The sequence below is a fragment of the Szabonella alba genome, assembly GCF_016765775.1.
Lineage (GTDB): Bacteria > Pseudomonadota > Alphaproteobacteria > Rhodobacterales > Rhodobacteraceae > Szabonella > Szabonella alba.
The window spans coordinates 46,049-68,616 of record NZ_JAESVN010000008.1; the positions used below are offsets into that span (position 1 = coordinate 46,049).

General features: G+C 63.3%; 29 protein-coding genes. 9 read left to right on the top strand and 20 right to left on the bottom strand.

Annotated elements, in window-relative coordinates:
• Positions 1 to 35 precede the first annotated feature (35 nt).
• The 3 genes from glpK to JL811_RS15920 all read left to right on the top strand — a co-directional run bounded on the left by glpK (position 36) and on the right by JL811_RS15920 (position 3,711).
• On the top strand, positions 36 to 1,520 hold the full coding sequence (glpK, locus tag JL811_RS15910) for a glycerol kinase GlpK (RefSeq protein WP_202689690.1): 1,485 nt from the start codon (positions 36 to 38) through the stop codon (positions 1,518 to 1,520).
• On the top strand, positions 1,517 to 2,650 hold the full coding sequence (locus JL811_RS15915; RefSeq protein WP_202689691.1) for an iron-containing alcohol dehydrogenase: 1,134 nt from the start codon (positions 1,517 to 1,519) through the stop codon (positions 2,648 to 2,650). The genes glpK and JL811_RS15915 overlap by 4 nt, the downstream gene beginning before the upstream one ends.
• A 140-nt stretch (positions 2,651 to 2,790) precedes the next feature.
• Positions 2,791 to 3,711: a hypothetical protein gene (locus tag JL811_RS15920; RefSeq protein WP_202689692.1), complete on the top strand. Its 921-nt coding sequence runs from the start codon at positions 2,791 to 2,793 to the stop codon at positions 3,709 to 3,711.
• A gap of 154 nt (positions 3,712 to 3,865) precedes the next feature.
• Here the strand turns inward: JL811_RS15920 and JL811_RS15925 are convergent, their stop codons facing one another.
• Together JL811_RS15925 and JL811_RS15930 are read right to left on the bottom strand one after the other, a co-directional pair.
• Positions 3,866 to 4,246 (bottom strand): histidine triad nucleotide-binding protein, encoded by a 381-nt coding sequence (locus JL811_RS15925; RefSeq protein ID WP_202689693.1) that lies wholly within the window; start codon positions 4,244 to 4,246, stop codon positions 3,866 to 3,868.
• A gap of 3 nt (positions 4,247 to 4,249) precedes the next feature.
• A complete protein-coding gene (locus JL811_RS15930) occupies positions 4,250 to 5,827 on the bottom strand; it encodes a DUF5928 domain-containing protein (protein WP_202689694.1) in 1,578 nt (525 codons plus the stop codon).
• 150 nt (positions 5,828 to 5,977) lie between these two features.
• Here JL811_RS15930 and JL811_RS15935 point away from each other — a divergent pair, with 150 nt between their 5' ends.
• Entirely contained in the window at positions 5,978 to 6,796 is an 819-nt protein-coding gene (locus JL811_RS15935) for a sulfotransferase family protein (RefSeq protein ID WP_202689695.1), read from the top strand.
• 182 nt (positions 6,797 to 6,978) lie between these two features.
• On the opposite strand, the gene JL811_RS15940 is transcribed toward JL811_RS15935, so the two are convergent.
• Both JL811_RS15940 and nth read right to left on the bottom strand, forming a co-directional pair.
• Positions 6,979 to 7,962, bottom strand: a complete 984-nt coding sequence (locus JL811_RS15940; protein WP_202689696.1) for an adenosine kinase — start codon at positions 7,960 to 7,962, stop codon at positions 6,979 to 6,981.
• Positions 7,959 to 8,603 (bottom strand): endonuclease III, encoded by a 645-nt coding sequence (gene nth, locus JL811_RS15945; protein WP_202689697.1) that lies wholly within the window; start codon positions 8,601 to 8,603, stop codon positions 7,959 to 7,961. Before nth ends, JL811_RS15940 begins: the two co-directional genes overlap by 4 nt.
• Before the next feature lie 127 nt (positions 8,604 to 8,730).
• Here nth and JL811_RS15950 point away from each other — a divergent pair, with 127 nt between their 5' ends.
• From JL811_RS15950 to JL811_RS15960, 3 genes are all read left to right on the top strand, one after another.
• Complete coding sequence (locus tag JL811_RS15950) at positions 8,731 to 9,609, top strand: methylated-DNA--[protein]-cysteine S-methyltransferase (protein ID WP_202689698.1); 879 nt, start codon at positions 8,731 to 8,733, stop codon at positions 9,607 to 9,609.
• Positions 9,610 to 9,734: 125 nt separating this feature from the next.
• Positions 9,735 to 10,394 (top strand): YiaD family glycine zipper/OmpA-like lipoprotein, encoded by a 660-nt coding sequence (locus JL811_RS15955; protein WP_202689699.1) that lies wholly within the window; start codon positions 9,735 to 9,737, stop codon positions 10,392 to 10,394.
• Between the two features lie 175 nt (positions 10,395 to 10,569).
• Positions 10,570 to 11,340, top strand: a complete 771-nt coding sequence (locus JL811_RS15960) for a FadR/GntR family transcriptional regulator (protein WP_202689700.1) — start codon at positions 10,570 to 10,572, stop codon at positions 11,338 to 11,340.
• 109 nt (positions 11,341 to 11,449) lie between these two features.
• On the opposite strand, the gene JL811_RS15965 is transcribed toward JL811_RS15960, so the two are convergent.
• From JL811_RS15965 to JL811_RS15985, 5 genes are all read right to left on the bottom strand, one after another.
• Positions 11,450 to 12,013 (bottom strand): F0F1 ATP synthase subunit B, encoded by a 564-nt coding sequence (locus tag JL811_RS15965; RefSeq protein WP_202689701.1) that lies wholly within the window; start codon positions 12,011 to 12,013, stop codon positions 11,450 to 11,452.
• Positions 12,014 to 12,018: 5 nt separating this feature from the next.
• Positions 12,019 to 12,543: a F0F1 ATP synthase subunit B' gene (locus JL811_RS15970; RefSeq protein WP_202689702.1), complete on the bottom strand. Its 525-nt coding sequence runs from the start codon at positions 12,541 to 12,543 to the stop codon at positions 12,019 to 12,021.
• Positions 12,544 to 12,614: 71 nt separating this feature from the next.
• Entirely contained in the window at positions 12,615 to 12,851 is a 237-nt protein-coding gene (locus tag JL811_RS15975) for a F0F1 ATP synthase subunit C (RefSeq protein WP_202689703.1), read from the bottom strand.
• 49 nt (positions 12,852 to 12,900) lie between these two features.
• Positions 12,901 to 13,650 carry a F0F1 ATP synthase subunit A gene (locus JL811_RS15980; RefSeq protein ID WP_202689704.1) on the bottom strand — a complete coding sequence of 250 codons (750 nt, stop codon included), beginning with the start codon at positions 13,648 to 13,650 and terminating at the stop codon, positions 12,901 to 12,903.
• A complete protein-coding gene (locus JL811_RS15985; RefSeq protein ID WP_202689705.1) occupies positions 13,643 to 14,029 on the bottom strand; it encodes an AtpZ/AtpI family protein in 387 nt (128 codons plus the stop codon). The genes JL811_RS15980 and JL811_RS15985 overlap by 8 nt, the downstream gene beginning before the upstream one ends.
• Before the next feature lie 228 nt (positions 14,030 to 14,257).
• Between JL811_RS15985 and JL811_RS15990 the strand changes: the two genes are divergently transcribed.
• Positions 14,258 to 14,605 carry an ArsR/SmtB family transcription factor gene (locus tag JL811_RS15990; protein WP_202689706.1) on the top strand — a complete coding sequence of 116 codons (348 nt, stop codon included), beginning with the start codon at positions 14,258 to 14,260 and terminating at the stop codon, positions 14,603 to 14,605.
• Positions 14,606 to 14,745: 140 nt separating this feature from the next.
• Complete coding sequence (locus JL811_RS15995) at positions 14,746 to 14,907, top strand: hypothetical protein (RefSeq protein WP_202689707.1); 162 nt, start codon at positions 14,746 to 14,748, stop codon at positions 14,905 to 14,907.
• Here the strand turns inward: JL811_RS15995 and JL811_RS16000 are convergent.
• From JL811_RS16000 to ffh, 11 genes are all read right to left on the bottom strand, one after another.
• Positions 14,876 to 15,685, bottom strand: coding sequence for a division plane positioning ATPase MipZ (locus JL811_RS16000; protein ID WP_202689708.1), 810 nt, complete (start codon positions 15,683 to 15,685; stop codon positions 14,876 to 14,878). The two genes, JL811_RS15995 and JL811_RS16000, sit on opposite strands and share 32 nt — an antisense overlap.
• Before the next feature lie 147 nt (positions 15,686 to 15,832).
• The gene (rpmE, locus tag JL811_RS16005) at positions 15,833 to 16,054 is read right to left on the bottom strand and encodes a 50S ribosomal protein L31 (RefSeq protein WP_202689709.1); all 222 of its coding nucleotides are present in this window, start codon (positions 16,052 to 16,054) and stop codon (positions 15,833 to 15,835) included.
• Positions 16,055 to 16,065: 11 nt separating this feature from the next.
• Positions 16,066 to 16,449: a 50S ribosomal protein L19 gene (gene rplS, locus JL811_RS16010; RefSeq protein WP_202689710.1), complete on the bottom strand. Its 384-nt coding sequence runs from the start codon at positions 16,447 to 16,449 to the stop codon at positions 16,066 to 16,068.
• A 49-nt stretch (positions 16,450 to 16,498) separates the two neighbouring features.
• Entirely contained in the window at positions 16,499 to 17,260 is a 762-nt protein-coding gene (trmD, locus tag JL811_RS16015; RefSeq protein ID WP_237685012.1) for a tRNA (guanosine(37)-N1)-methyltransferase TrmD, read from the bottom strand.
• A gap of 187 nt (positions 17,261 to 17,447) precedes the next feature.
• Positions 17,448 to 18,074 (bottom strand): hypothetical protein, encoded by a 627-nt coding sequence (locus JL811_RS16020; protein ID WP_202689712.1) that lies wholly within the window; start codon positions 18,072 to 18,074, stop codon positions 17,448 to 17,450.
• Positions 18,075 to 18,296: 222 nt separating this feature from the next.
• Positions 18,297 to 18,812: a ribosome maturation factor RimM gene (gene rimM / locus JL811_RS16025; RefSeq protein WP_202689713.1), complete on the bottom strand. Its 516-nt coding sequence runs from the start codon at positions 18,810 to 18,812 to the stop codon at positions 18,297 to 18,299.
• A 1-nt stretch (position 18,813) separates the two neighbouring features.
• Positions 18,814 to 19,446: a 5,6-dimethylbenzimidazole synthase gene (gene bluB, locus JL811_RS16030; RefSeq protein ID WP_202689714.1), complete on the bottom strand. Its 633-nt coding sequence runs from the start codon at positions 19,444 to 19,446 to the stop codon at positions 18,814 to 18,816.
• Between the two features lie 17 nt (positions 19,447 to 19,463).
• On the bottom strand, positions 19,464 to 19,820 hold the full coding sequence (rpsP, locus tag JL811_RS16035) for a 30S ribosomal protein S16 (protein WP_202689715.1): 357 nt from the start codon (positions 19,818 to 19,820) through the stop codon (positions 19,464 to 19,466).
• A gap of 58 nt (positions 19,821 to 19,878) precedes the next feature.
• Positions 19,879 to 20,190 (bottom strand): chorismate mutase, encoded by a 312-nt coding sequence (locus JL811_RS16040; protein WP_202689716.1) that lies wholly within the window; start codon positions 20,188 to 20,190, stop codon positions 19,879 to 19,881.
• Between the two features lie 31 nt (positions 20,191 to 20,221).
• Entirely contained in the window at positions 20,222 to 20,767 is a 546-nt protein-coding gene (locus JL811_RS16045; RefSeq protein WP_202689717.1) for a GNAT family N-acetyltransferase, read from the bottom strand.
• Complete coding sequence (gene ffh, locus JL811_RS16050; protein ID WP_202689718.1) at positions 20,764 to 22,266, bottom strand: signal recognition particle protein; 1,503 nt, start codon at positions 22,264 to 22,266, stop codon at positions 20,764 to 20,766. Before ffh ends, JL811_RS16045 begins: the two co-directional genes overlap by 4 nt.
• Between the last annotated feature and the right edge of the window lie 302 nt (positions 22,267 to 22,568).

A 22,568-nucleotide genomic window follows, 5' to 3' on the forward strand; every position in this document is an offset into this window, starting at 1 on the left:
CAGAAAAACACGATGATGCCGAAGGGAGGCGCGCCATGACCCATATCCTTGCCATAGATCAGGGCACGACCTCATCCCGCGCGATCCTGTTCGATGCCGGACTGCGCGTGGTCTCGGTCGCGCAAGAGGAATTTCCGCAGCATTATCCAGCCCCCGGCTGGGTCGAGCATGACCCGTCCGACCTGTGGTCGACGGTGGCGGGAACCGCGCGCGCCGCGATTGAAAAGGCCGGGATCGCGGCGCGCGACATCGCGGCCATCGGCATCACCAATCAGCGTGAGACGACGGTGATCTGGGACCGCAAAAGCGGAGAGCCGATCCATAATGCCATCGTCTGGCAGGACCGGCGCACAGCGGATATCTGCGAGCCGCTGAAACAGGCCGGGCATGAACCGATGGTGACCCGGCGCACCGGCCTGCTGCTGGACCCCTATTTCTCGGGCACCAAGGTGAAATGGCTGCTAGACAATGTGCCGGGCGCGCGGGCGCGGGCCGAGGCGGGAGAGCTTGCCTTCGGCACGGTCGACAGCTTCCTGATCTGGAAGCTGACCGGAGGCCGCGCCCATGTGACCGACGCGACCAATGCCGCACGCACGATGCTGTTCAACATCGCGACACAGGAATGGGACCCCGAGATCTGTGCGCTTATGGGCGTGCCCATGGCCATCCTGCCCGAGGTGAAGGATTGCGCCGCCGATTTTGGCCTGACGCGGGCAGATCTTTTTGGCCATGAGATCCCGATTTCCGGCGTTGCGGGCGATCAGCAGGCCGCGACCGTCGGGCAGGCCTGTTTCGCGCCCGGCATGATGAAATCAACCTATGGCACCGGCTGTTTCGCGCTGCTGAACACCGGGTCGGACATGGTTCCGTCGACCAACCGGCTGCTGACGACCGTGGCATACCGGCTGGACGGGCGCACGACCTATGCACTGGAAGGGTCGATCTTCATCGCGGGTGCGGTGGTGCAATGGCTGCGCGACGGGCTGAAGATCATCCGGGATGCCAAGGAAACCCAGCCCCTTGCCGAAGCCGCCGACCCCGCGCAGGAGGTGGTTCTGGTCCCAGCCTTCACCGGGCTGGGCGCGCCTTACTGGCGGCCCGACTGCCGGGGGGCGGTTTACGGCCTGACGCGCAATTCCGGGCCTGCCGAACTGGCCCGTGCAGCGCTGGAAAGTGTGGGCTTCCAGACCCGCGACCTTTTGGAGGCGATGCGCGCCGATTGGGGGGCTGCGGCGGATGGGGTGCTGCGCGTCGATGGCGGCATGACCGCCAGCGACTGGGCGATGCAGTTTCTGGCCGATATCCTTGGCGCGCCGGTGGACCGGCCCGTGGTAACCGAAACCACAGCCCTTGGCGCGGCCTATCTGGCGGGGCTTCAGGCCGGCATCTGCCCGCCCCCCGAAGAATTCGCCAAAAGCTGGGCGCTGGAGCGCCGTTTCGATCCCGGGATGGAGGACAGCACGCGTGAGGCGAAATATGCCCGTTGGGGCCGCGCCGTCGCCGCCACGATGTCGGTATGATCTTCACCATCCATTCCCCTCCGCGGATCCTGTTCGGGCGCGGCAAGGCGGCGCTTGCGGCGGATGAGGCACTGGCCTTCGGGCCGCGCGGGGTCGTCGTTCATGGCGCGCAGGCCGGACGGGCGGAATGGCTGATCGCGGCACTGCGGGCGCGCGGCGCGGAGGTTCTGACCCTTGCCGCCCCGCGCGAACCGCTGCTGGAGGATCTGACAGCGGCCACCACCGCCGCGCGCGACCACCGGCCCGACTGGGTGCTGTCACTGGGCGGCGGGGCGGCGATTGATCTGGGCAAGGCGCTGGCCGCGATGATCCCCGCCCCCGGGGATGCGCTGGACCATCTGGAGGGCGTCGGGCGCGGCCTGCCCCTGACCGCCGCCCCCCTGCCCTTTCTGGCCTTGCCAACCACTGCCGGAACCGGGGCCGAGGTGACGAAGAATGCGGTGATCGGCCTGCGCGATCATGGCCTCAAAATCTCGCTCCGCGATGACCGGATGATCGCGCGGGTGGCGATTGTCGACCCCGCATTGACCGATGGCTGCCCGCGCGATGTGACGCTGGCCTCAGGGCTCGATGCGGTCACGCAGGTGATCGAACCCTGGCTGAGCGTGAAGGCCACGCCCTATTCCGATGCCATCGCAGCGGCCGCGATCCGGCCCGGGCTTGAGGCGCTGAAGCGGCTGATGCAGGCGGAAGACCCCGACGCGCGGGACCGGCTGGCCTGGGTTTCGCTGTCGGGCGGGCTGGCGCTGGCCAATTCAGGGCTGGGCGCGGTGCATGGGCTGGCGGGGGTGATCGGCGGCAGGATCGCCGCCCCGCATGGCGCGATCTGCGGCGCGCTGCTAGGGCCGGTTCTGGCGATGAACCGGGAACTGACAGGCGGCACCGCGCGCGAAAGGGTGGATCAGGTCTGCGCGACAATCGCCGACATGTTGGGCGGCACGGCGCAGGACGCCCCCGCGCGCCTGCAAGGATGGGCCTGCGATCAGGGCCTGCCGGACCTGCGGGCGCTTGGCGTAGATCCCGCCCATCACGACGCGATTGCCGGGGCGGCACTTGGCTCATCTTCCATGAAGGGCAATCCGGTGCTTCCTTCCCTTGTTTCAGTGCGCCATGCTCTTGCACAGGCATGATCAACTTCCGCTCATCAGTCCCGGCATGGCCCTGGATCAGGCAGCCCGAATTTAACTTGATCCATAGTGCCCATCAGACAATACTTCGTCCTGGGGGCCAATTTCGGGCTGCCAGTGCAACTGATAAAGGGATTTTCTCGATGTATGTTGATAAGAAACACAAGATTGGAAAGAATGAAAAGTTGGATTCCGTAATCAAGAAATATGGCCACAAGGACTGGAAGATCATCTGGAAAGACAAGGCCAATGCGTCTTTGGTCAGCAAGCGCAAAGAGCCGGAGAACCTGCAACCGGGCGATGTCGTGATCATCCCGCCCAATGCCAAGCAGGCACAGGAAATTGCCGAATACATCTTCAAGCTTAATGAAAGCCTCGTAGCCGAACGTGCCTTCGTGGACTCATGCAACGGCTTCGAACAACGGTTCACCCGCATGGCCGCACAAAATCGCAAGTATGCGGACGAACTCGCCGACGAATACGGTGACATGATCCATAAGATAAAGCTTACGAATTCTTCCACCAAAAGAACAAGCGATGGGGTCGATGTTGCTGCGGATATCGCATTGCTGTTCGTCGCCATCGGCAAGCTGGGGCAGGCCAGCAGCAAGGCTGCGAAATCAAGCGGGGCGGAACTGAAAAAAATCAATGACGACGCGGCGAAAGATGCGATGGCTTTTGCCGCATCGCCTGTCGAAAAGGTGATCGTTTCAGCCTGTGGAAAATTCCTGTCAGACGCGAAAGCCGGGCGCTCCTACACGGCACTCTTCGTTGGAGATCTGGTGACAGCATCTGCAAACCTCACCAAACCCTCCTTCTGGGGCAAGACAATCGTCAAGCTTCATGACGGGGCAAGCTGGTCGGAAGCCGTGACGGCCGACCTGTCAAAAGACCTCGACAAAGCTATAGAAAAACTGGAGCGGGATCGGGATGCGGCAGTACGCGGCTTTCTCACCACTGCCAAGAGCCTCGAACAGCGGGCAGTCGAAATGAAAAAAGCTGCCAAGAATGCGGGCAGCCATATCAAGAAACTGGAACGCGAACTCTCGGACCTAGAGAGCTGACTGGGCCTTTGCGCTGGCAATCGGTGCAGACATGTTGGCGGAAAACCTGAAAATTTGATCGACCTTCAGGAAAGCGCCAGAAAGGGCGGGAGAAAGATGCAGAAATCCGCTGACCGTGCGACCCGCGCCCCTGAACTGGGGCGCGGCTCTGGACCTATTCTCCCCGCGCCAGCATCCGGCCCAAAGGCCGCCCCCCCAGAATATGCAGATGGTAATGCGGCACTTCCTGCACGCCCGCCTCACCGGCATTGGAAATGGTGCGATAACCGCCACCCGCATCGGGTGTGACCTTCATCATCGCGCAGACCTGCGCGGCCACGCGGTGGAAATCCACGATCTCGGCCTCTGACGCCTCGGCGCAGAAATGGTCAAAGCAGACATAGGGGCCTTTCGGGATCACCAGCACATGCACCGGGGCCTGCGGCTGGATGTCATGAAAGGCCAGCGTATGATCGGTTTCCAGAACGGTCTTGTTGGGGATCTCGCCGCGCAGGATGCGGGCGAAGATATTGGTTGTGTCGTAGCGATGGGCCATGGATCAGTCCGAAAATAGATGCGGGGTGCGGGCGATGGCCTGCGCGGCCTCTGACGGAATACCAAGAAATGCCGCCAGTGCCACGCTGTTTTCGTCCACTCCCGCCGATTGGCGAATCCGGTGCAGCCCCGGCAGATCGGCGTCGCGGATCCGGTCGCTTTCGAATTTCACGTCATAGCGGATCGTCGGCAGCAACCGGTCGATGACCTCACGCGGGCTGGATTCACCGGCCAGACCGACGCGGCGGGCATGGCCGATCAGGTAATCATCGGTGAAATCGCAGTCCACTTCCAGCAGCCGCAACACCGCCTTGTCCGAGGCGAAATCCTGCATCAGGTCCACATTCGCGGGGTCGATACAGACCACAAGCGTATCGCTTTGCCAGTAGTCGAACAGCATCCGCATCAGCGCGCGGCGGTGGCGCGTGCGCTTTTCCAGCGTCGACTGGATACCGCCCAGATCCGGCAGGGGGGTCGAGGCCTCATTGAACAGGTAATCCACCGCAGGCAGGTTGGTTTCCTGCCGGATCCGTTCGACCAGCCGCTTGGCGACATGCCATTTCTTGCAGATCACCATCAGCAGCGTCCGCTCGCGCCCCAAACTGCTTTCGGTTTCCCAGAAACGCGGCGCAAATCGGCGGCCGATCCGGCCCCGCCCGGTCAGGAACTGGAAAAGCCCCCGCCCCTCATTCGAGATGGAGAACCGCACCCCCTGCGAGGCATAAAGATTGCCCAGACGCTCCTTCAGATCCCGCGCATCGGGTGAGATCTTGCGCGCGAACAGAAAATCCTGCGACACTAGAAGATCGTAATGATCATTGTGGAAGGTGACCGGCATCCCGTAATCGGTGAAGATCAGAAAGGTCAGCGTGCGGGTGCGGATCTCCTCTTCCGGCACCAGATGGCGCACAAGGGTCTGGAAGAAGGTTTCATCCGGGATCCATGTCGTGCGGAAAAACCGCATCACATCGCGGCGACGCTTGCAGAAATCCAGCACCGCCTCGACCGTGCGGCGGCGCAGGCACCACCACTGGCTGCCGATCTGGATCTGGAGATCGGCCGGAACCCGGCGCGCCAGACCCAGCCGCTCCTGCAGCTTCATCGAGCCATAGAACAGCGCCTTGTTGTTGCGTTCATTGAACCAGTGCCGGTAGACCAGCCGTTCCTCCTTGATCCCGGTCTTGATCCAGTCGGATTTGAAGAAGTCGAAACTTTCGATGAAATCGGCCTCTTCACGGTCCAGCAGTGCATGGGCGTATTCGGCCGATTTGATCGGCATGCAATCACCCGACAGCATGTAAAAATGCGTGGCCCGTGGAAAGGCATCGACCGCGGCGCTGACCGCCTGCAGGGTCGCGGCGACAAGGCTCCATTCCCCCCAGCCGCATTTCAGCCGCCGCTTGGCGAAAACGACCGCCGGATTGGGCTGCAACGCCTCGCGAATCCGGTCGAAATCGGTGCTTCGCGCCCGCGCATCGAAGTGAATCGCCACATAATCACCGGCCGCCGTCAGGCGTTCGGCCTGTGCGATGATCCCTTCCGGGTCCTTGTGGCACAGCAGGATATAGGCGATTTTAGCCATCGGGGTAACTTTCGACCAGTGACAAACAGGTGGTTTCCCCTCCATAACGCGATCGGCGATTGAAGAAACAGGATTTCTTTGCTTTCTTGTCGCCAAACAAGAACCCGCCGGATGCATGGGGCGTTTCGGGGGGCACGGAGGTTCGAGCCCATGGGTTTTCCCGGCACCTGGATGACCGAGAGCGAAAGCGTCATCTATCGCGTCGTTCCGAAATGCGCCTGTTCGACGATCGGACAGATCATGTTCTATTCCGATCATGGACGCTTCTTCGATGGCGACATTCATGACAGCACATCAGGCCTGCACAAATGGGCGCAGGAGACCAGCCAGCCGCTGATCGAGCGTTCGGTGAAGGGGCAAAAGACCTTTGCCTTCACCTGTGTGCGCAACCCGTATACGCGGATTCTCTCATCCTTCTTCGACAAGATCTGCGGCATCCAGCGCAACGGCAAGCGCTATCGCGGCAATCTGGTGCCGCTGCTGGTGCAGAAGTACGGGATCGAGGTCGGCGGCGAGGATGGCAAGCAGGCGTTCGACCAGATCCAGAGCTTCCGTCGATTCCTGCTGTTCGCCCGGGACAGCATCCGCTGGCGCAAACCGATGGAACCCGACATCCACTGGTCGGCCATGTCGGGCCATGTCTCGACCTTCATTGCCAATGGCGGGCGCTATGACCGGGTTGTCTTCACCGAAAAGTTCAACGAAGGCATGAAGGGCGTGCTGGACGGGATCAAGACGCCGCACAAGGTTGATCTGAAGAAGATCCCCCGATTCAATGAAAGCGAAGGCCATGGCCCGAAACGCGAACATCCGGTCGAGGATTATTTCGACGATCTGTCGATGCATCTGATGTGGGAAATCTACAAACGCGATTTCCAGCTTTTCCGCTATGATTTCGACAATCCCGCCAACAAGATGCCGCTGGGTGAGGTCGATCTTGACGAGGTCCATGCCAAGCTGGGCGACTGAACCGCCTGCCCCTGATCGCGTAAGGACCCTGATCGCGTAAGGGGGCGTCCCGCCCCCTAGCGCTGACGCGCTCACCCCCGGAGGTATTTTTGCCAGGATGAAGCAGCGAAGGTCCGGTCAGGACTTTCACCTTGGTCCAAATACATTGCGGGGTCCGGGGGCGCAAAGCCCCCGGCGCGGGGTCACAAAAGCCCCGCCTTGCGGAACAGCGCGCCCAGATCGGTTTCCGGCCGGGCGCCGTAATGGCCGATGACCTCGGCCGCGGCAATGCAGCCCATGCGACCCGCGACCTCGATCCCCTGTCCGGTCGCCAGCCCGAAGATGAACCCCGCCGCGAACTGATCGCCCGCCCCGGTTGCATCGACCGGGGTGATGGGCGTCACCGCCACATCGGCCCGGTCCTGCCCGCGCCGCACGATCACATCCTGACCGGACCGGGTGCAGACCACCAGACCGGCATCCGCCGCAGCAAGGTCCAGGGCCTCGGGAAGTTCGGTCTGGTAAAGCGCGCACCATTCATGCTCATTGCCGATGACATAGTCGAGATCGCGCACCAGACGGCGGAACCCGTCACGGTGGCGGTCCACGCAGAAAGGGTCCGACAGGGCAATCCCCGCCTGTCCACCCTTTTCCCGGCACAGTTTCGCGGCCCGCTCAAAGGCCTGTTTTCCCATGGGCTTGTCATAAAGATAGCCTTCAAGGTACAAAAACTCCGCCTCACCAGCGACCGTATCGGCAACATCCCCCGGCCCCAGATCGGACGAGATCCCCAGATAGGTGTTCATCGAACGCTCCCCATCCGGCGAGACGAAGATCATCGAACGCGAGGTCGGCAGGTCCCCCCCCGGCACCGGCGCATTGACAAAGGCCGTGCCGCCTTCTTCCATCGAACGGGCATAGAACCGCCCCAGCGCGTCATCATGCACGCGCCCGATAAAGGCGGTGGACAGGCCCAGATTTCCGATCCCGGCCAGCGTATTGGCCACCGATCCGCCCGGCGCCTGCGTGCGGTCCTTCATCGCCGCATAAAGCAGTTCTCCCCGCTCACGCTCGACCAGTTGCATGATGCCCTTCCCGATCCCCATGAGTTCAAGAAAGCTGTCATCAGCCGGAGAGATCACATCGACAATCGCATTGCCGATGCCGACGACCTTGTAGGTTTTCATTGGGTCTTTTCCTCGTATTGGCACCATTCAAAAATCGGGCAGACCGCGCATCTGGGTTTGCGCGCCGTGCAGATATACCGGCCATGCAGAATAAGCCAGTGATGCGCATGAAGCTGGAACTCGGCGGGCACATTGTCCTCGATGGCACGCTCCACCACATCGACATCGCGCCCCGGGGCGATACCGGTGCGGTTGCCGATGCGGAAGATATGGGTATCGACGGCCTGTGCGGGCTGGCGGAACCACATGTTCAACACGACATTGGCCGTCTTGCGCCCGACCCCGGGCAGCGATTGCAGCGCCGCCCGGCTGGACGGCACCTCACCGCCATACTGCTCAACCAGAATGCGGCTCAGCTTCATGACATTCCTGGCCTTGTTGCGGTAAAGGCCGATGGTGCGGATCGCCTCGGTCAGGGCCTCTTCGCCCAGATCCAGCATTTTCTGCGGATGGTCCACGCGCGCGAAAAGCGGACCCGTCGCCTTGTTCACCCCGGCATCTGTCGCCTGTGCCGACAGCGCGACCGCCACCAGCAGAGTATAGGCATTGACGTGATGCAACTCCCCCTGCGGCTCGGGCTCGATCTCCCGAAATCGGGTAAAGACCGCATGCATGTCATGATAATTCAGTTGGCGTGCCATGCCCTGCTCATGGCGCAGCCCACGGCCCGGAGCAAGCGGCTGCCGCAAATTGCGCAGATTTCGGGTCGCGGTGATGCAACGGGGTGCCTATTCTGATCCCAAGGAACCGCCCGAGGAATGAGTGCCCATGAAACCTGACACAGTAGCCGACGCAGCCCCACAATCCGCCTATCATTACGGCGTGATCGGCCGTGCACTGAAGATCATCGACAGCACCGGGCCGGGCCTGACGCTGGACGAACTGGCCGCCCGCATGGGGATGAGTCCCGCGCATTTCCAACGTCTCTTTTCGCAATGGGTCGGGATTTCGCCAAAGCGGTATCAGCAATATCTGACGTTGGACCATGCGAAGCGTTTGCTGACCGAACGGTTCACGGTGTTGGAAACCTCATTGTCCACCGGGCTTTCAGGCGGCGGGCGGCTGCATGATCTGTTCCTGCGATGGGAGGCGATGAGCCCCGGAGACTATGCCCGCGGCGGTGCGGGGCTGCGCATCGGCTGGGGCTGGTTCGACAGCCCCTTCGGCCCCGCGCTGGTCATGGGCACCGACCGGGGCATCTGCGGTCTGGGTTTCGCTGCCGAAACCGGCGAGGCCGCGACCATGGCCGATCTTTGTGCCCGCTGGCCCCGCGCGCAGTTCACCGAAGATCGCGACCTTTTGCGCCCATGGGTTGCGGCAGCCTTCGGCAAAGATCCCGGCGGCGAGGTGCCGCTATACCTGATCGGGGCACCGTTCCAGATCAAGGTCTGGGAGGCGCTGCTGCGCATCCCCTCGGGCCATGTCACGACCTATTCCGAGATTGCAGGCGCCGTAGGCCATGCGCAGGCGATGCGTGCGGTCGGCACGGCGGTCGGACGCAACCCGGTCAGCTGGCTGATCCCCTGCCACCGCGCCTTGCGCAAATCGGGGGGCCTGGGCGGCTATCACTGGGGGCTGCCGGTGAAACGCGCGATGCTGGCCTATGAGGCCGCGCGCAGCGATGGGGACGCTATCACGGCGGCGTGAGGCCGGTTGCGATCTGCGCTGATTTCCGCCGAGTGGCGCGCGCGAGGGAACTGTTTTCCCGTCTCGGACGTTATAGGATACAGGTGCGCGCATTGCAGCGCCAATATCGAACGAGGCCGCGAGACATGATCCTGAAAAAACCCTTTATCTTCGCCATTCTTGGCGCCGTTGCCCTGACGGGCTGCGTCAACAATCAGCCCTTCGGACCGACGACCGAAGACAACCGCCGCACCCAGGCCGGTATGGCGACGGGGGCGCTGGTCGGCGCTGCCATCGGCACGACACGCAACCGGGGCAGCACGCTGGGTAATGCCGCAGCCGGGGCCGCCGTGGGCGCGCTTCTGGGCGGGGCGATCGGGGCCTCGCTGGATGCGCAGGCGGCCGAGTTGCGCCGCAGCATCGGCAATGACCGGGTGTCGATCACCAATACCGGGTCGGAACTGATTGTGAACCTGCCGCAGGACATCCTGTTCGCGGTGGACAGCGCCAATCTGCGCCCCGACCTGACCGCCGATCTGGCGGCCGTGTCGCGCAACCTGCTGAACTATCCCAATTCAACCGTGCAGGTTGTCGGCCACACCGACAATACCGGCACCGCCGCCTATAACCGCGATCTGTCGCTGCGCCGTGCGAATTCGGTTGCCGGTGTGTTGCGCAACAACGGTGTGCCCGGCGGGCGCATTCAGACCTTTGGTCAGGGCTTTGACCGGCCCGTTGCCTCGAATGCGACCGAGGGGGGGCGCGCGCAGAACCGCCGCGTGGAAATCATCATCCGCCCGAACTGATCCCAGGCCCGAACTGATCTTAGCGCGGACATGAGATTTGCGAAAGGGGCGCCACGGCGCCCCTTTATGCTTTTGGGGCCCAGCCTTTCGAATGGAAAGAAAGACCATCGGCATTATCCGCATTGAGCAATCGCGCAGGCGGTCATAGATTCTGACCAATCGTGCGAGGAACATTATGCCCTTCGAAAAGGTCCAGCCCGAAAAGCTGTCCACCACCGTCACGCGACAGTTTGAAAAGCTGATCCTGCGCGGCATCCTGCGCCCGGGTGAACGCCTGCCCTCAGAACGCGAACTGGCCGAGCGCATGGGCGTTTCCCGCCCCAGCCTGCGGGAGGCTGTCGCCGATCTGCAGGAACGCGGGCTGCTGGAAAGCCGCCCCGGCGCGGGCATCTTTGTGGCGGGCGTTCTGGGCTCGGCTTTTTCCGAGGGTCTGGTGCGGCTTTTTGCCAGCGATGACGAGGCGGTGTTCGACTATCTGTCCTTCCGCCGCGATATGGAGGGGCTGGCCGCCGAGCGCGCGGCGCAGCTTGGGTCCGATACCGATCTGCAGGTCGTGGGCGCGGTGTTTGCGCGGATGGAAATTGCCCATGGCAAGCGCGACCCTGCGGATGAGGCTGAACTGGATGCCGCATTCCATATGTCGATCATCGAGGCCAGCCATAATGTCATCATGCTGCATATGATGCGCTCGATGTATGACCTGCTGAAACAGGGGGTTTTCTACAATCGGCAGGTGATGTTCCGCAACCGTACCACGCGCGACGCCCTGCTGGACCAGCATCGCGCGATCCGTGACGGGCTGCTGGCCCGTGATCCGGTCGCGGCGCGCGATGCGGTGAATGCCCATCTGGATTTCGTCGCCAGCGCGCTGAAGGCCGAGATCCGGGCCGAACGGCATGAAACCATCGCACGGCAAAGGCTTTATCACGAAACCGGGCGGGGCTGATCCGACCGGGGCAGGCATCCCGGCCATCACGCGGCAAGCCACGCGGGCCGGAACGGAAAAACCCGGCCGCAAGGGCCGGGTCATTCACGATTTCAGATTGGCACAGGCCTTAGTGCAGACGCGCATCCACGGTCTTGATCGCCTCATCAATCGAGGCGGCAGCCGTTTCGGCGGTCATCTGCTTTGCCAGCACATCGCCCGCCGCCGCAATCGCGACCGCAACCGCCTGTTCGCGAACCGCACGCACGGCACCCGCCTCGGCCGAGGCGATACGGTCTTCGGCAGTTGCCAGACGGCGCGCGATGGCGCGTTGCAGTTCCGCCTTGCCTTCTTCGGCCGCAGCCTTGGCCTCATCCCGGGCCGACGTCACGATCCGGTCAGCCTGATCCTGCACGTCCTTGCGCTTGCGCTCATAGCTGGCCAGCAGGGCCTTGGCCTCTTCGCGCAGCGCACGGGCCTCATCCAGATCGGATTTGATCTGCGCGGCCCGCGTGTCCAGCATCGACCCCAGCTTGCCCGGAACGCCCAGTTTCACCAGCACGCCCACAAAGATCAGAAACGAGATCAGGACGATGAAATCGGTATTCCCGAGCGAGAAGAACGGGCCCGTTGCGGCCTGCGCCGGAACCGCGCCCGCCGCCGCCAGAATTCCGGCGAGAATCGGTTTTTTCATCGCCTTCACCCTTTCAGCCGTGCATTGACCGCAGCCGTCACCGAACGGGCATCGGCCTTGCTTCCAAGGGCGGCCACCAGTTCCCTGGCGGTGTCCTTGGCCACTTCCGTCACGCTTTCCAGCGCACCGGCCCTGATCTCGGCAATGCGTGCCTCGGAAACCGCCGCTTTCGCGTCGATCTCGGCATCCGCCTTGGCGGTGGCCTTGGCAAGTTCGGCGTCGATCTCGGCCTTGGCCTGCGCCACGATCTTCGCCGCCTCGGCGCGTGCCGTGGCCAGCGCCTCATTATAGGCGGCTTCGGCCTCGACGGCCTTCAGCTTCAATTCTTCCGCTGCGGCCAGATCATTGCTGATCGTGCCCCGGCGTTCCGCCAGAACCGCCCCGATCCGGGGCAGCGCCACGCGGGTGAGGATCATGTAGATCGCGACCAGAGTGACCGCGAGCCAGAAGATCTGGTTCGGCCAGGTCGAGAAATCTAGCTGCGGCATGCCGACGGCCTCGCCTGCAGCACCCTGCGCATCAGTCGCCATGTCTTTTCTCCAGCATCTTCAGGCCCGGACCGGAGACGCATCCCCGGCCCTGCAAACACGAAAGACTTGGATCAGACCGCGAACATCAGCAGCAGGGCGATCAGGAACGAGAAGATGCCCAGAGCTTCGGCAAACGCGATGCCGACGAACAGGGTCGCCATCTGCCCGGGGGCTGCCGAGGGGTTGCGCAGCGCACCGGCAAGGAAGTTCCCTGCGACATGGCCCACGCCGATGCCCGCACCGCCCAGACCGATCGTGGCCAGACCAGCGCCGATGAACTTGCCCATTTCTGCGATATCGCCTTCCATAGCTTTTGCTCCTTATGGAATGTGGATTGGTAGGATGAAGGTCCGGACCTCAGTGATGCGCGCCGCCGACGGCGTCCCGCAGATACACACAGGTCAGAATGGTGAAGACATAGGCCTGAACGACCGCAACCAGCAGCTCCAGACCGTAAAGCGCGGAAACCGCCCCGATCACAACCGGCGAGACAATGGCCATCGAGGCAAAGCCCGCGATCACCTTCACGACGGCATGACCTGCCATCATGTTGCCTGCAAGACGGATGGAATGGGAGACGGGGCGCACGAAATAGGAAATCACCTCGATGATCGCCAGCACCGGACGGATCGCCAGCGGGGCCGAGGACACCCAGAACATGCCCAGAAAGCCGACACCGTTCTTGATGAAGCCAAGGATGGTGACGCCCAGAAAGACCAGAAGCGCCAGAACCACAGTCACCGCGACATGGCTGGTCGTGGTAAAGGCCATCGGCAGAAGGCCCAGCAGGTTCGACAGCAGGATGAACAGGAACAGCGTCATGACATAGGGGAAGTATTTCACCCCCTCATGGCCGGTCACGTCCTCGACCATGTTGTAGATGAAACCGTAAATCATTTCGGCGACCGACTGGCTGCGCGACGGAACAATCGCCCGACGGCGCGTCCCGTAGATCAGCAGCGCCGCAATCGCCACGACCGCCAGCGCCATCCACAGCGTGACATTGGTCACCGTGTACCATGCGATATGGTCACCGCCGAACAGCGGCTTCACGATGAACTGGTCCATCGGGTGAATCTGGAAACCGCCGGTCGCCTCGTCAGCCATTGCCGCCCTCGTCCTTTTCCGCCGTTCGCGCCGCATCTGCGGCCGTTGTTTCGCGCACCGCCTGTGCGGCCGTTGTTTCGTCGTGCCGTGCCGCCATGGCTTTCGCGGTTCCCATCATGGTCCGCACCCCGGCAGCAAAGCCCAGCAGCGCAAAGACAGCAAGGAAGATGGGGCGCGTGCCGAACACATGGTCCAGCCCGAAACCGATGGACAGGCCGATCAACATGCCCGTCACCAGTTCGATCACCATCCGCCAGGCCATCTCGCCCTGCGAAAATGCCTTGCCTTTCGTGGAAGGCGTCTTTTCCGGTTTCGCCCTGACCCGTGCAAGCCGCGCCTCAAGGGCGCGAAGTCGCTCCGGGTCGGGTTCATCCACCATGACAAGACGCCCCTCGATCAGTCGGGCGGAACCTACGCAGGGGGCGCGCCTGAGTCAAGCACGGTTCTGCCCTGCAGCATCCAACTCAACCTTTTGATATTCATTGATTTTGCAAGGATGCCTCAGATCACGCAACCCTCCTGCGGCCCCATTCGGGCCGGTTTCGGGGCGCGGCTGTCATTCAACCATCCGGTTGACGATCCCGCACCCTTGCCGCACCCTGCGCGCATGACCGACCCGCTGGACATGACTTTTGCCGCCCTTTCGGATCCGACCCGCCGGGCGATCCTGTCGATGCTGCTGGAAGATGACATGGCGGTAACGGATGTGGCCGCGCCTTTCGGCATCTCGCTGGCCGCGATCTCGAAACATCTGACGGTGCTGGCCGAGGCGGGGCTTATCAGTCAGGAAAAGCGTGGCCGCGTGAAATGGTGCAAGCTGGAGCCGGATGCCATGCGCGCGGCCTCGGTCTGGATGCAGGGGTTCGGCCAGTTCGAACCGGTCAATCTGGACGCGTTTGAACGCTTCCTGATGCAGGAATTGCAGGACCTGCCCGACGCCGCCACCGCGGACTGACAGCGCCACCGATCATGCACGAACCGGAAACCGATTGTTTCCATTCCTGCCGTTGGTTGCACAGTCTCATCGCCTCGGTGCCGCAGTTATGCCGCGGTTGGACACCAGCCTTGACCAACCCCGAGGCAGAGGACCACCCCATGACGCTTGCAACCACCCTGCTTGGCCTGTTCCGCCGCAGCGCCCCCGACCCGGTTGATGACGGCTTTGGCCGCCGCCTTGGCAGGATCGGCAGCCGCCGCGAGAATCTGTCGCCGCGTTTCCTGATCTTCAGAAATCTGGCGTCACGCCGGGAAGCCTGAGTTCAGTGACAAGATCGCGCAATTCTTGCCGCGCCGCGATGTTCGACATGTTCAACTGATCGACGCCGGTATCTTTCAGATCCAGCAGCGTCAGCCCGCGCGGGAAAAGTTCACGGAAAATCACACGCTCGGAAAATCCGGGCGCGATGCGGAACCCGATGCGGCGCGACAGATCCTCCAGCGCAGCCCCCACCTTTTTCTTGTTATGCATCTGCTGCACACCCAGCCGATTGCGCACGACCAGCCAGTCAATCGGCTTAAGCCCCGCCTGCGCGCGCAACTGCCGCGCCTGCCAGACCATTTCGGAATAGATTGACGGCCCCTTGACCTTGCCGGTTTCCGGGTCGATCCGGGCCAGCAGGTCGAAATCCACGAAACTGTCATTCAGCGGCGTGACCAGTGTATCGGCAAGGCTGTGGGCGACCTGGCTGAGCCGCGTATGCGATCCGGGGCAGTCGATCAGAATGAAATCCACCCGCGGTTCCAGTTCAGACACTGCCGCCGACAGGCGCGCGTCATACGGATTTTCGCCGGGCGTCAGTTGCGCGGGGTCCAGTTCGGGCAGATCGCGGTAATCGGGCGTGGGCAGGTTCAGCCCATGGCTGGCGGTGAAGGCGCGGCGGTTCTCGACATAGCGGCCAAAACTGCGCTGACGCAGGTCCAGATCCAGCGCCCCCACGCGTTTGCCCAGTCGCGCCAGCGCGGTGGCGATATGCATGCAGGTCGTGGATTTCCCCGAGCCGCCCTTTTCGTTGCCGACAACGATGATATGCGCCATGTGCCGCTCCCTGATCTGACTTCGGGCTTTACCTTGCGGCCCGCAGGCGGGCAACCGCTTATGCGCAGCACAACGGCGGCGCACATTCGCCGAAAATGAAAAACGGCCCCGCAAAGGGGGCCGTTCTCCGAAAAACTGCTGTCTGGATCAGAAGCCCAGCCCGGCATATTTGTTCTTGAACTTCGACACACGGCCGCCGGTGTCCATCAGTTTGGCATTGCCGCCGGTCCAGGCCGGATGCGCCAGCGGGTCGATGTCCAGCGACATCATCTCGCCTTCCTTGCCCCAGGTCGTGCGGACCTGAAACACGGTGCCGTCCGTCATCTTGACGTCGATCATGTGGTAATCGGGGTGGATACCGTCTTTCATCTTTCCGCTCCTCAGGACTTGGCGGCGTCGAGCGCCTTGTAGGTGCTGTCTTCGGCAATCCGGGCGGATTTGCCGCGGCGCGAGCGCAGGTAGTAAAGCTTGGCGCGGCGCACACGGCCACGACGGACGACCTCGATCGAGTCGATATTGGTCGAGTAAAGCGGGAACATACGCTCAACGCCTTCACCGAAGGAAATCTTGCGGACGGTGAACGAGGCGGCGAGCGTGGAACCGCCACGGCGGCTGATGCAGACGCCTTCGTAATTCTGGACGCGGCTGCGGGTGCCCTCGGTCACCTTGTAGCCGACGCGGATCGTGTCACCGGCCTTGAAATCCGGGATGGTCTTGCCGAGAGCGGCGATTTGTTCCGCCTCGATCTGTGCGATCAGGTTCATGCCCTGGTCCTTTCAATGCTCGCGGTTTTTTCCGCGAAGTGATGCCGCCTCAGCGCTCTTGGTCTTCGTCCGGGTCCCTACCTTGCTGCGCAAGATAAGCCCGCCAGAGATCAGGCCTGCGTTCCTTTGTCAGCCTTTCGGCCATCTCCCGCCGCCAGATGGCGATTTTCCCGTGATTGCCGGACAGAAGAATGTCCGGTATCGCAAGGCCGTTCCAGTCGGCGGGTTTCGTATACTGTGGAAACTCCAAAAGCCCGCCCGAAAAGCTTTCCTCTTCGGTGGACAGGTGATTCCCAAGCACGCGGGGTATAAGCCGCACCGTCGCGTCGATCAAGGCCTGTGCTGCAATCTCACCGCCTGTCAGGACGAAATCGCCAAGGCTGACCTCTTCAACCCCGCAATGCTGCAAAACCCGTTCATCCACGCCCTCGAACCGGCCGCAAAGCAGGGTGATCCCCTGCCCCTGCGCCCAGCTACGCGCCATGGCCTGCGTGAACGGTTTGCCGCGCGGGGACAGATAGACAACAGGCCATTGGCGGCGGTCCTGCGGTGTGCCCTCAGCGGCCTTTTCAAGCGCTGCCGCCACCACATCGGGCCGCAGGACCAGCCCCGCCCCGCCGCCTGCGGGCGTATCGTCGACATTGCGGTGCCTGCCCTGCCCGAAGGTCCGCAGGTCAATCGTCTCAAGCGCCCAAAGCCCCTGATCCAGCGCCTTGCCGGTCAGCGACAGGCCCAGCGTCCCGGGAAAGGCATCGGGAAACAGCGTGACGATCCGCGCCCGCCATGCGCCGACCACGGACATGTCCGCCATCAGATCGCGCGGCTTCAGGCTGGCCGAAATTGCCAGACGGCCATGGGACCGGCCGGGCTTGCGGTCAGGCTCCGGGACAGAGGATGCGGGGTCGGGCGGGGTATCGTCATTCATGCCCCGCCCATATCCGCAAATGCCCTGCAACGGAAGGCCCCGGACGTGATGCAACTCCGCTGCTCAGGACCGGTCAGGCCTGTCCCAGTTGGCCCGAAGGCGGCAGGGCGGGCGCCGCTTCGGGGCCTGCGTCGTGCAGCAAGGCCAAGGCGCGGCGCGCCGCTGTCGAGGCGGTGCCGGCCTGCGTCTTTTCGGCCAGCAATGCCTTTATCAGACTGCACGGGACATGCTGGCGCAGCACCTCAAGATGATCGGACAATTCCCGGTCCGAGGTCTCGGCGGGCAGATCCTCCAGCGGCTCCAGCATGCCAAGGGCGAATTCGCGCCGCGCCGCTGCGGCGGGGTCATGGATCAGCCGGGCCAGCGGCACGGCCAGAAAGGACATCGCCAGCGGCAGGACCAGCGGAATTTCAGGCAAGACGCCAAGTGCGCCGCCGATGCCCCGGCCGATGCCGAACAGAACGAGCACCAGCACGATCTGCAGCAGCGCCCGCGACAGCATCGCCAGACGGAAATCCGCGCCGCGCCAGTCCCTTGGGTTCAGCGGAAAGCGTTCCGGTGCCAGCACAGCAAGCCAGATCAGGAAGATCGCCACGAAAAGCGGCAGAACGCCGAAACCGTGATTGCCCAAACCCGCCATCAGCGGGCCGAAATACATCAGGGCCATCACCCCCATCAAGCGTTGCGCAGTGTCCTTCATGTCGTTTTCCCCGGATTACTGCCCAGCCCTGAACCAAGGGCCGGTCTCTGGTCTCTGCTGGCCATGTCTTCTGACAATGGACCGGGAAATCTGGCGCAATGAATCGGGCAGTTTCATGGCATAAGCGGGCAAGAAGACATTTTATTCGCCCTTTGGTTGCAGACCCTGCTCCCGGATGTGTAATTTTCACGCAGCGGATGCCTTATCGGCCATCCCTGATGGTCAGTCCTCGGCAGGTGGATCCACAATGATGCGGCGGCTGCCCAGATCGACGGTGGGCACAGCCTGCAGGGTGAAGGGGATCAGAACACTGTCACCGCGCCCGGTTCCCGCGATTTCCAGCAGATCGCCCGCGCCGTGATTATGCACCGCCGTAACCCGCCCCATCGCCGCGCCACCGGTATCGAAGACATCCAGCCCGATCAGATCGGCATGATAGAATTCGTCATCGGGCAGGTTCGGCATTTTGTCGCGCAGCGCATAAAGGCTGGTGCCCTTAAGCGCATCGGCCTCTTCCTTGGTCGCAATCCCCGACATGCGCGCGCCGAAACCGCCCGTCACCTGCCGCGTCAGCCGCAGGGTAAAACTGCGCGTGCCATCCTCGGTATAAAGCGGGCTGTAGGCGGCAATCGCCTCGGGCTGGGCGCAGAAGGATTTGATCCGCACCTCCCCCTGCACACCAAAGGATCCGGCAATCGCGCCGACACAGATCAGGCTTTCAGGCGTGGGATTGGTCATGTCAGCGTCGCTCCAGCCGCAGGGCGGGCTGGCGGGCCTCCCATCCGGCACGTTCAAGTTCGGGTGTATCGTCGCGGGCCTCGGGCCAGCCGACGCAAAGATAGCCGATCAGCCGCCAACCGGCAGGCACGTCCAGATCGGCCGCCAGCCGGTCGGGATCAAGGATCGAGACCCAGCCGACACCCAGCCCCTCGGCCCGGGCAGCCAGCCAGAAATGCGTGATCGCACCGACCACCGAATAGGCGCGGGTCTCGGGCATCGTCGCCGCCCCCAGCCCCGAACCCTGATCGGTGGCATCATCGCAGAACACCGCCAGGTGCAGCGGCGCCTCGCGCATGCCCGACAGTTTCAGCCTTGCGTAAAGCGCGGCCTTGTCGTCGTCAAAGGCCTGCAGCGCATCGGCATTGGCGGTCTCATAATTGGCCAGGGCAGCGGCGCGGGCGGCAGCAGTTTCCACCAGCACCACGCGCCAGGGTTCCGAAAGCCCCACGGAAGGCGCCAGCCGGAATGCATCGAGGCAGCGGTTCAGCACCGCCGCCTCGACAGGATCGGTCCGGAAGCGGCGCACATCGCGCCGCCATTCCATCAGATCGCGAAGTCCGGCCCGGAAGGCCGCATCATAGCTGCCTTGCACGCCGTTGCCTCCGCAGCTTATTCCGCGTCAGCCGGGGCTTCGGCGCGGGCGGCCTTCTTCGCCGCACGCTCGGCCATGGCCTTGCCGGGCTTCGCGGCATTCGGGTTGTTGCGGGCCTTCTTGGCCAGCACACCGGCGGATTCAAGGAAACGCGCCACGCGGTCGGTCGGCTGCGCGCCAAGCGCCAGCAGTTCCTTCACGCGGTCGAGATTCATCTTCACGCGGTTCTCGTCATCCTTGGACAGCATCGGGTCATAGGTGCCCAGCTTTTCCAGAAAGCGCCCGTCGCGGGGCATCCGGCTGTCGGACAGAACGATGGAATAATGCGGGCGTTTCTTGGAACCCCCACGGGCGAGACGGATCTTGGTAGCCATGTCATTTCTCCTTTGCGATGGCGCGGACGGGGTGGTTGCCCCGTTCATTCCGGGATGGTCATTCTTTCAGTTTCTCATGATGCCTGATGACTTCGGAGATGATGAAGTTCAGGAATTTCTTGGCGAATTCCGGGTCCAGATCGGCCTCGGTGGCCAATCCTTCCAGCCGGGCGATCTGCCGGGCCTCCCGTGCGGGATCCGAGGGCGGCAGGTCATGCTCGGCCTTCAGGCGCCCGACCGCCTGCGTCTGCTTGAAGCGTTCGGCCAGCGTATAGACCAGGATCGCATCCAGCCTGTCGATCGAGTCACGATGTTCGTGCAGGATCGCCTGCGCCCGGGTTGCATCGGGGTTCGTTGCATCGGCGTTCATCGGATCCTCCGGCATTGGGGGCGGGACGGTGTCATGCGGCGGCTCCCGGTGCGGGATGACGGAACACAAGGCAGGGGTCATCGCCGGGATAGCGGGCCGCTGCATCCTCTGCCGCCCCCAGACGCCGCGCGAGGGCTGCCGAGCGCAGATTGTCCGGCGCGATATAGGATACGGCAGTGTCCCAGCCCAGCCGGTCAAAGGCATAGCCGCGCACGGCCGTCGCCGCCTCAAAGGCATAGCCCTTGCCCTCGGCCGCATCCGACCAGAGGTTCCAGGCAATTTCCCCCTCGGGCCACGAGGGCGGGCTCAGCAGACCTGCCAGCCCGATGGGCTGCCCCCCATCGCGCAGCGTGATCGAGAAAAGCCCGTAGCCGCGCAGCACCCAATGCCCGCAGATCATGGCAAAGACCCGAAAGGCCGCTGCCGCATCGCCCGGCCCGCTGGTGAAGCGTGACCGGGGGGAGGCGTAATAATCCGCGAAAGGCGCCAGATCCGCCGCCACCGGCGCGCGCAAGCGCAGCCGTTCCGTTTCCAGAACGGGCGTGCCGGTCAGATGGGGTGGCGCGGTCAGGGTCATTTCTTTTTCATCAATCCCGACAGGCCGGCAGGCAGCGTCACACCGCGCCCCATGCCACCCATGCCGCCAAGGCCCGGCATGTTCATGCCCTGCTGCATGCCGCGCGCGGCCTCTTCCATCTGTTCGGGCGTCATCTTCGATGGGTCGGGCATGCCACCCTTGCCCATCATCTGGCGGATCATCTGCTTCATGCCGCCGCCCTTGCCCATCTTCTTCATGACATCGGCCATCTGCTTGTGCTGTTTCAGCAGGCGGTTCAGTTCCTGCACCTCAAGCCCGGCCCCTGCGGCGATGCGCTTCTTGCGGCTGGCCTGCAAAAGATCGGGATTGGCGCGCTCTTTCTTGGTCATCGAGCCGATCAGCGCGATCTGGCGGCGCAGCATGCGGTCGTCAAAGCCTGCGGTCTCGGCCTGCTTGGCCATCTTGCCCATGCCCGGCATCATGCCCATCAGGCCCTGCATGCCGCCCATCTTCATCATCTGTTCCAGTTGGGTGCGCAGGTCGTTCATGTTGAAAAGGCCCTTCTGGAACCGTTTCATCATGCGTTCGGCCTGTTCGGCCTCGAATGTCTCGCGCGCCTTTTCAACCAGCGCGACGATATCGCCCATGCCAAGAATACGGCCCGCAACCCGTTCCGGCTCAAAGGGTTCGATCGCGTCCATCTTCTCGCCAAGACCGACGAAACGGATCGGCTTGCCGGTCACCGCCCGCATCGACAGGGCCGCACCGCCGCGCCCGTCGCCATCCATCCGCGTCAGCACGACGCCCGAGATGCCCACCTTGCCGTCGAATTCGCTGGCGACATTGACCGCATCCTGCCCGGTCAGACCATCGACGACCAGCAGCGTCTCGCGGGGCTGGGCGATGTCGCGCACCGCCTGCACCTCATCCATCAGCACTTCGTCAATGTGCAACCGGCCTGCGGTATCGAGGAACAGGATGTCATAGCCGCCCATGGCGGCCTGCGTCTTGGCGCGCTTCGCGATCTGGACAGCACTTTCGCCCTTCACGATGGGCAGGCTGTCCACGCCGATCTGGCCACCCAGAATGGCCAACTGCTCCATCGCCGCCGGGCGGTTGGTGTCAAGCGAGGCCAGCAGGACGCGCTTGCCGTTCTTTTCCTTCAGCCGCTTGGCCAGTTTAGCCGTGGTCGTGGTTTTCCCCGACCCCTGCAGACCCACCATCAGGATCGCGGCGGGCGGGTTGTCGATCTTCAGCGCCTCAGGCGCGCCCTCGCCCGCCAGCACGCGGATCAATTCATCATGAACGATCTTGACGACCTGCTGGCCCGGCGTCACCGATTTCGTGACCGCCTGCCCCGTCGCCTTGACCGTCACCGCCTTGATGAAATCGCGCGCCACGGGCAGCGAGACATCGGCCTCAAGCAGTGCCACCCGAACCTCGCGCAGCGCGGTCGCCACATCGGCCTCGGACAGCGCCCCCTGACGTGTGAGGCGGTCAAAGACGCCGCCAAGGCGTTCTGACAGATTCTCGAACATCGCGGGCCCTCCTTGGCCGTTTCGGGGTCTGCCAGCCATATGGGACCGGCGGCGGATCATGCAAAGGCCAAGGGCACCCGTGGGCGCAACGCGCTGACGGATGGCGATCCCGGCCAATGCCAAGGGACCGGAAGGGTTGCCTTCCGGGGATTGGAGGGGGGATACGCGGGCGGAGCGGTCCTGTCAAGCCGAAGGGCGGGGGTTTCACACCCCCGCACCCCCGTGAGGTATTTGCGCCAAGATGAAGGACACAGGGCCAGCCAATACAGGGGCCAACTGCAGGGGCCATCTGCAGGGGGTTG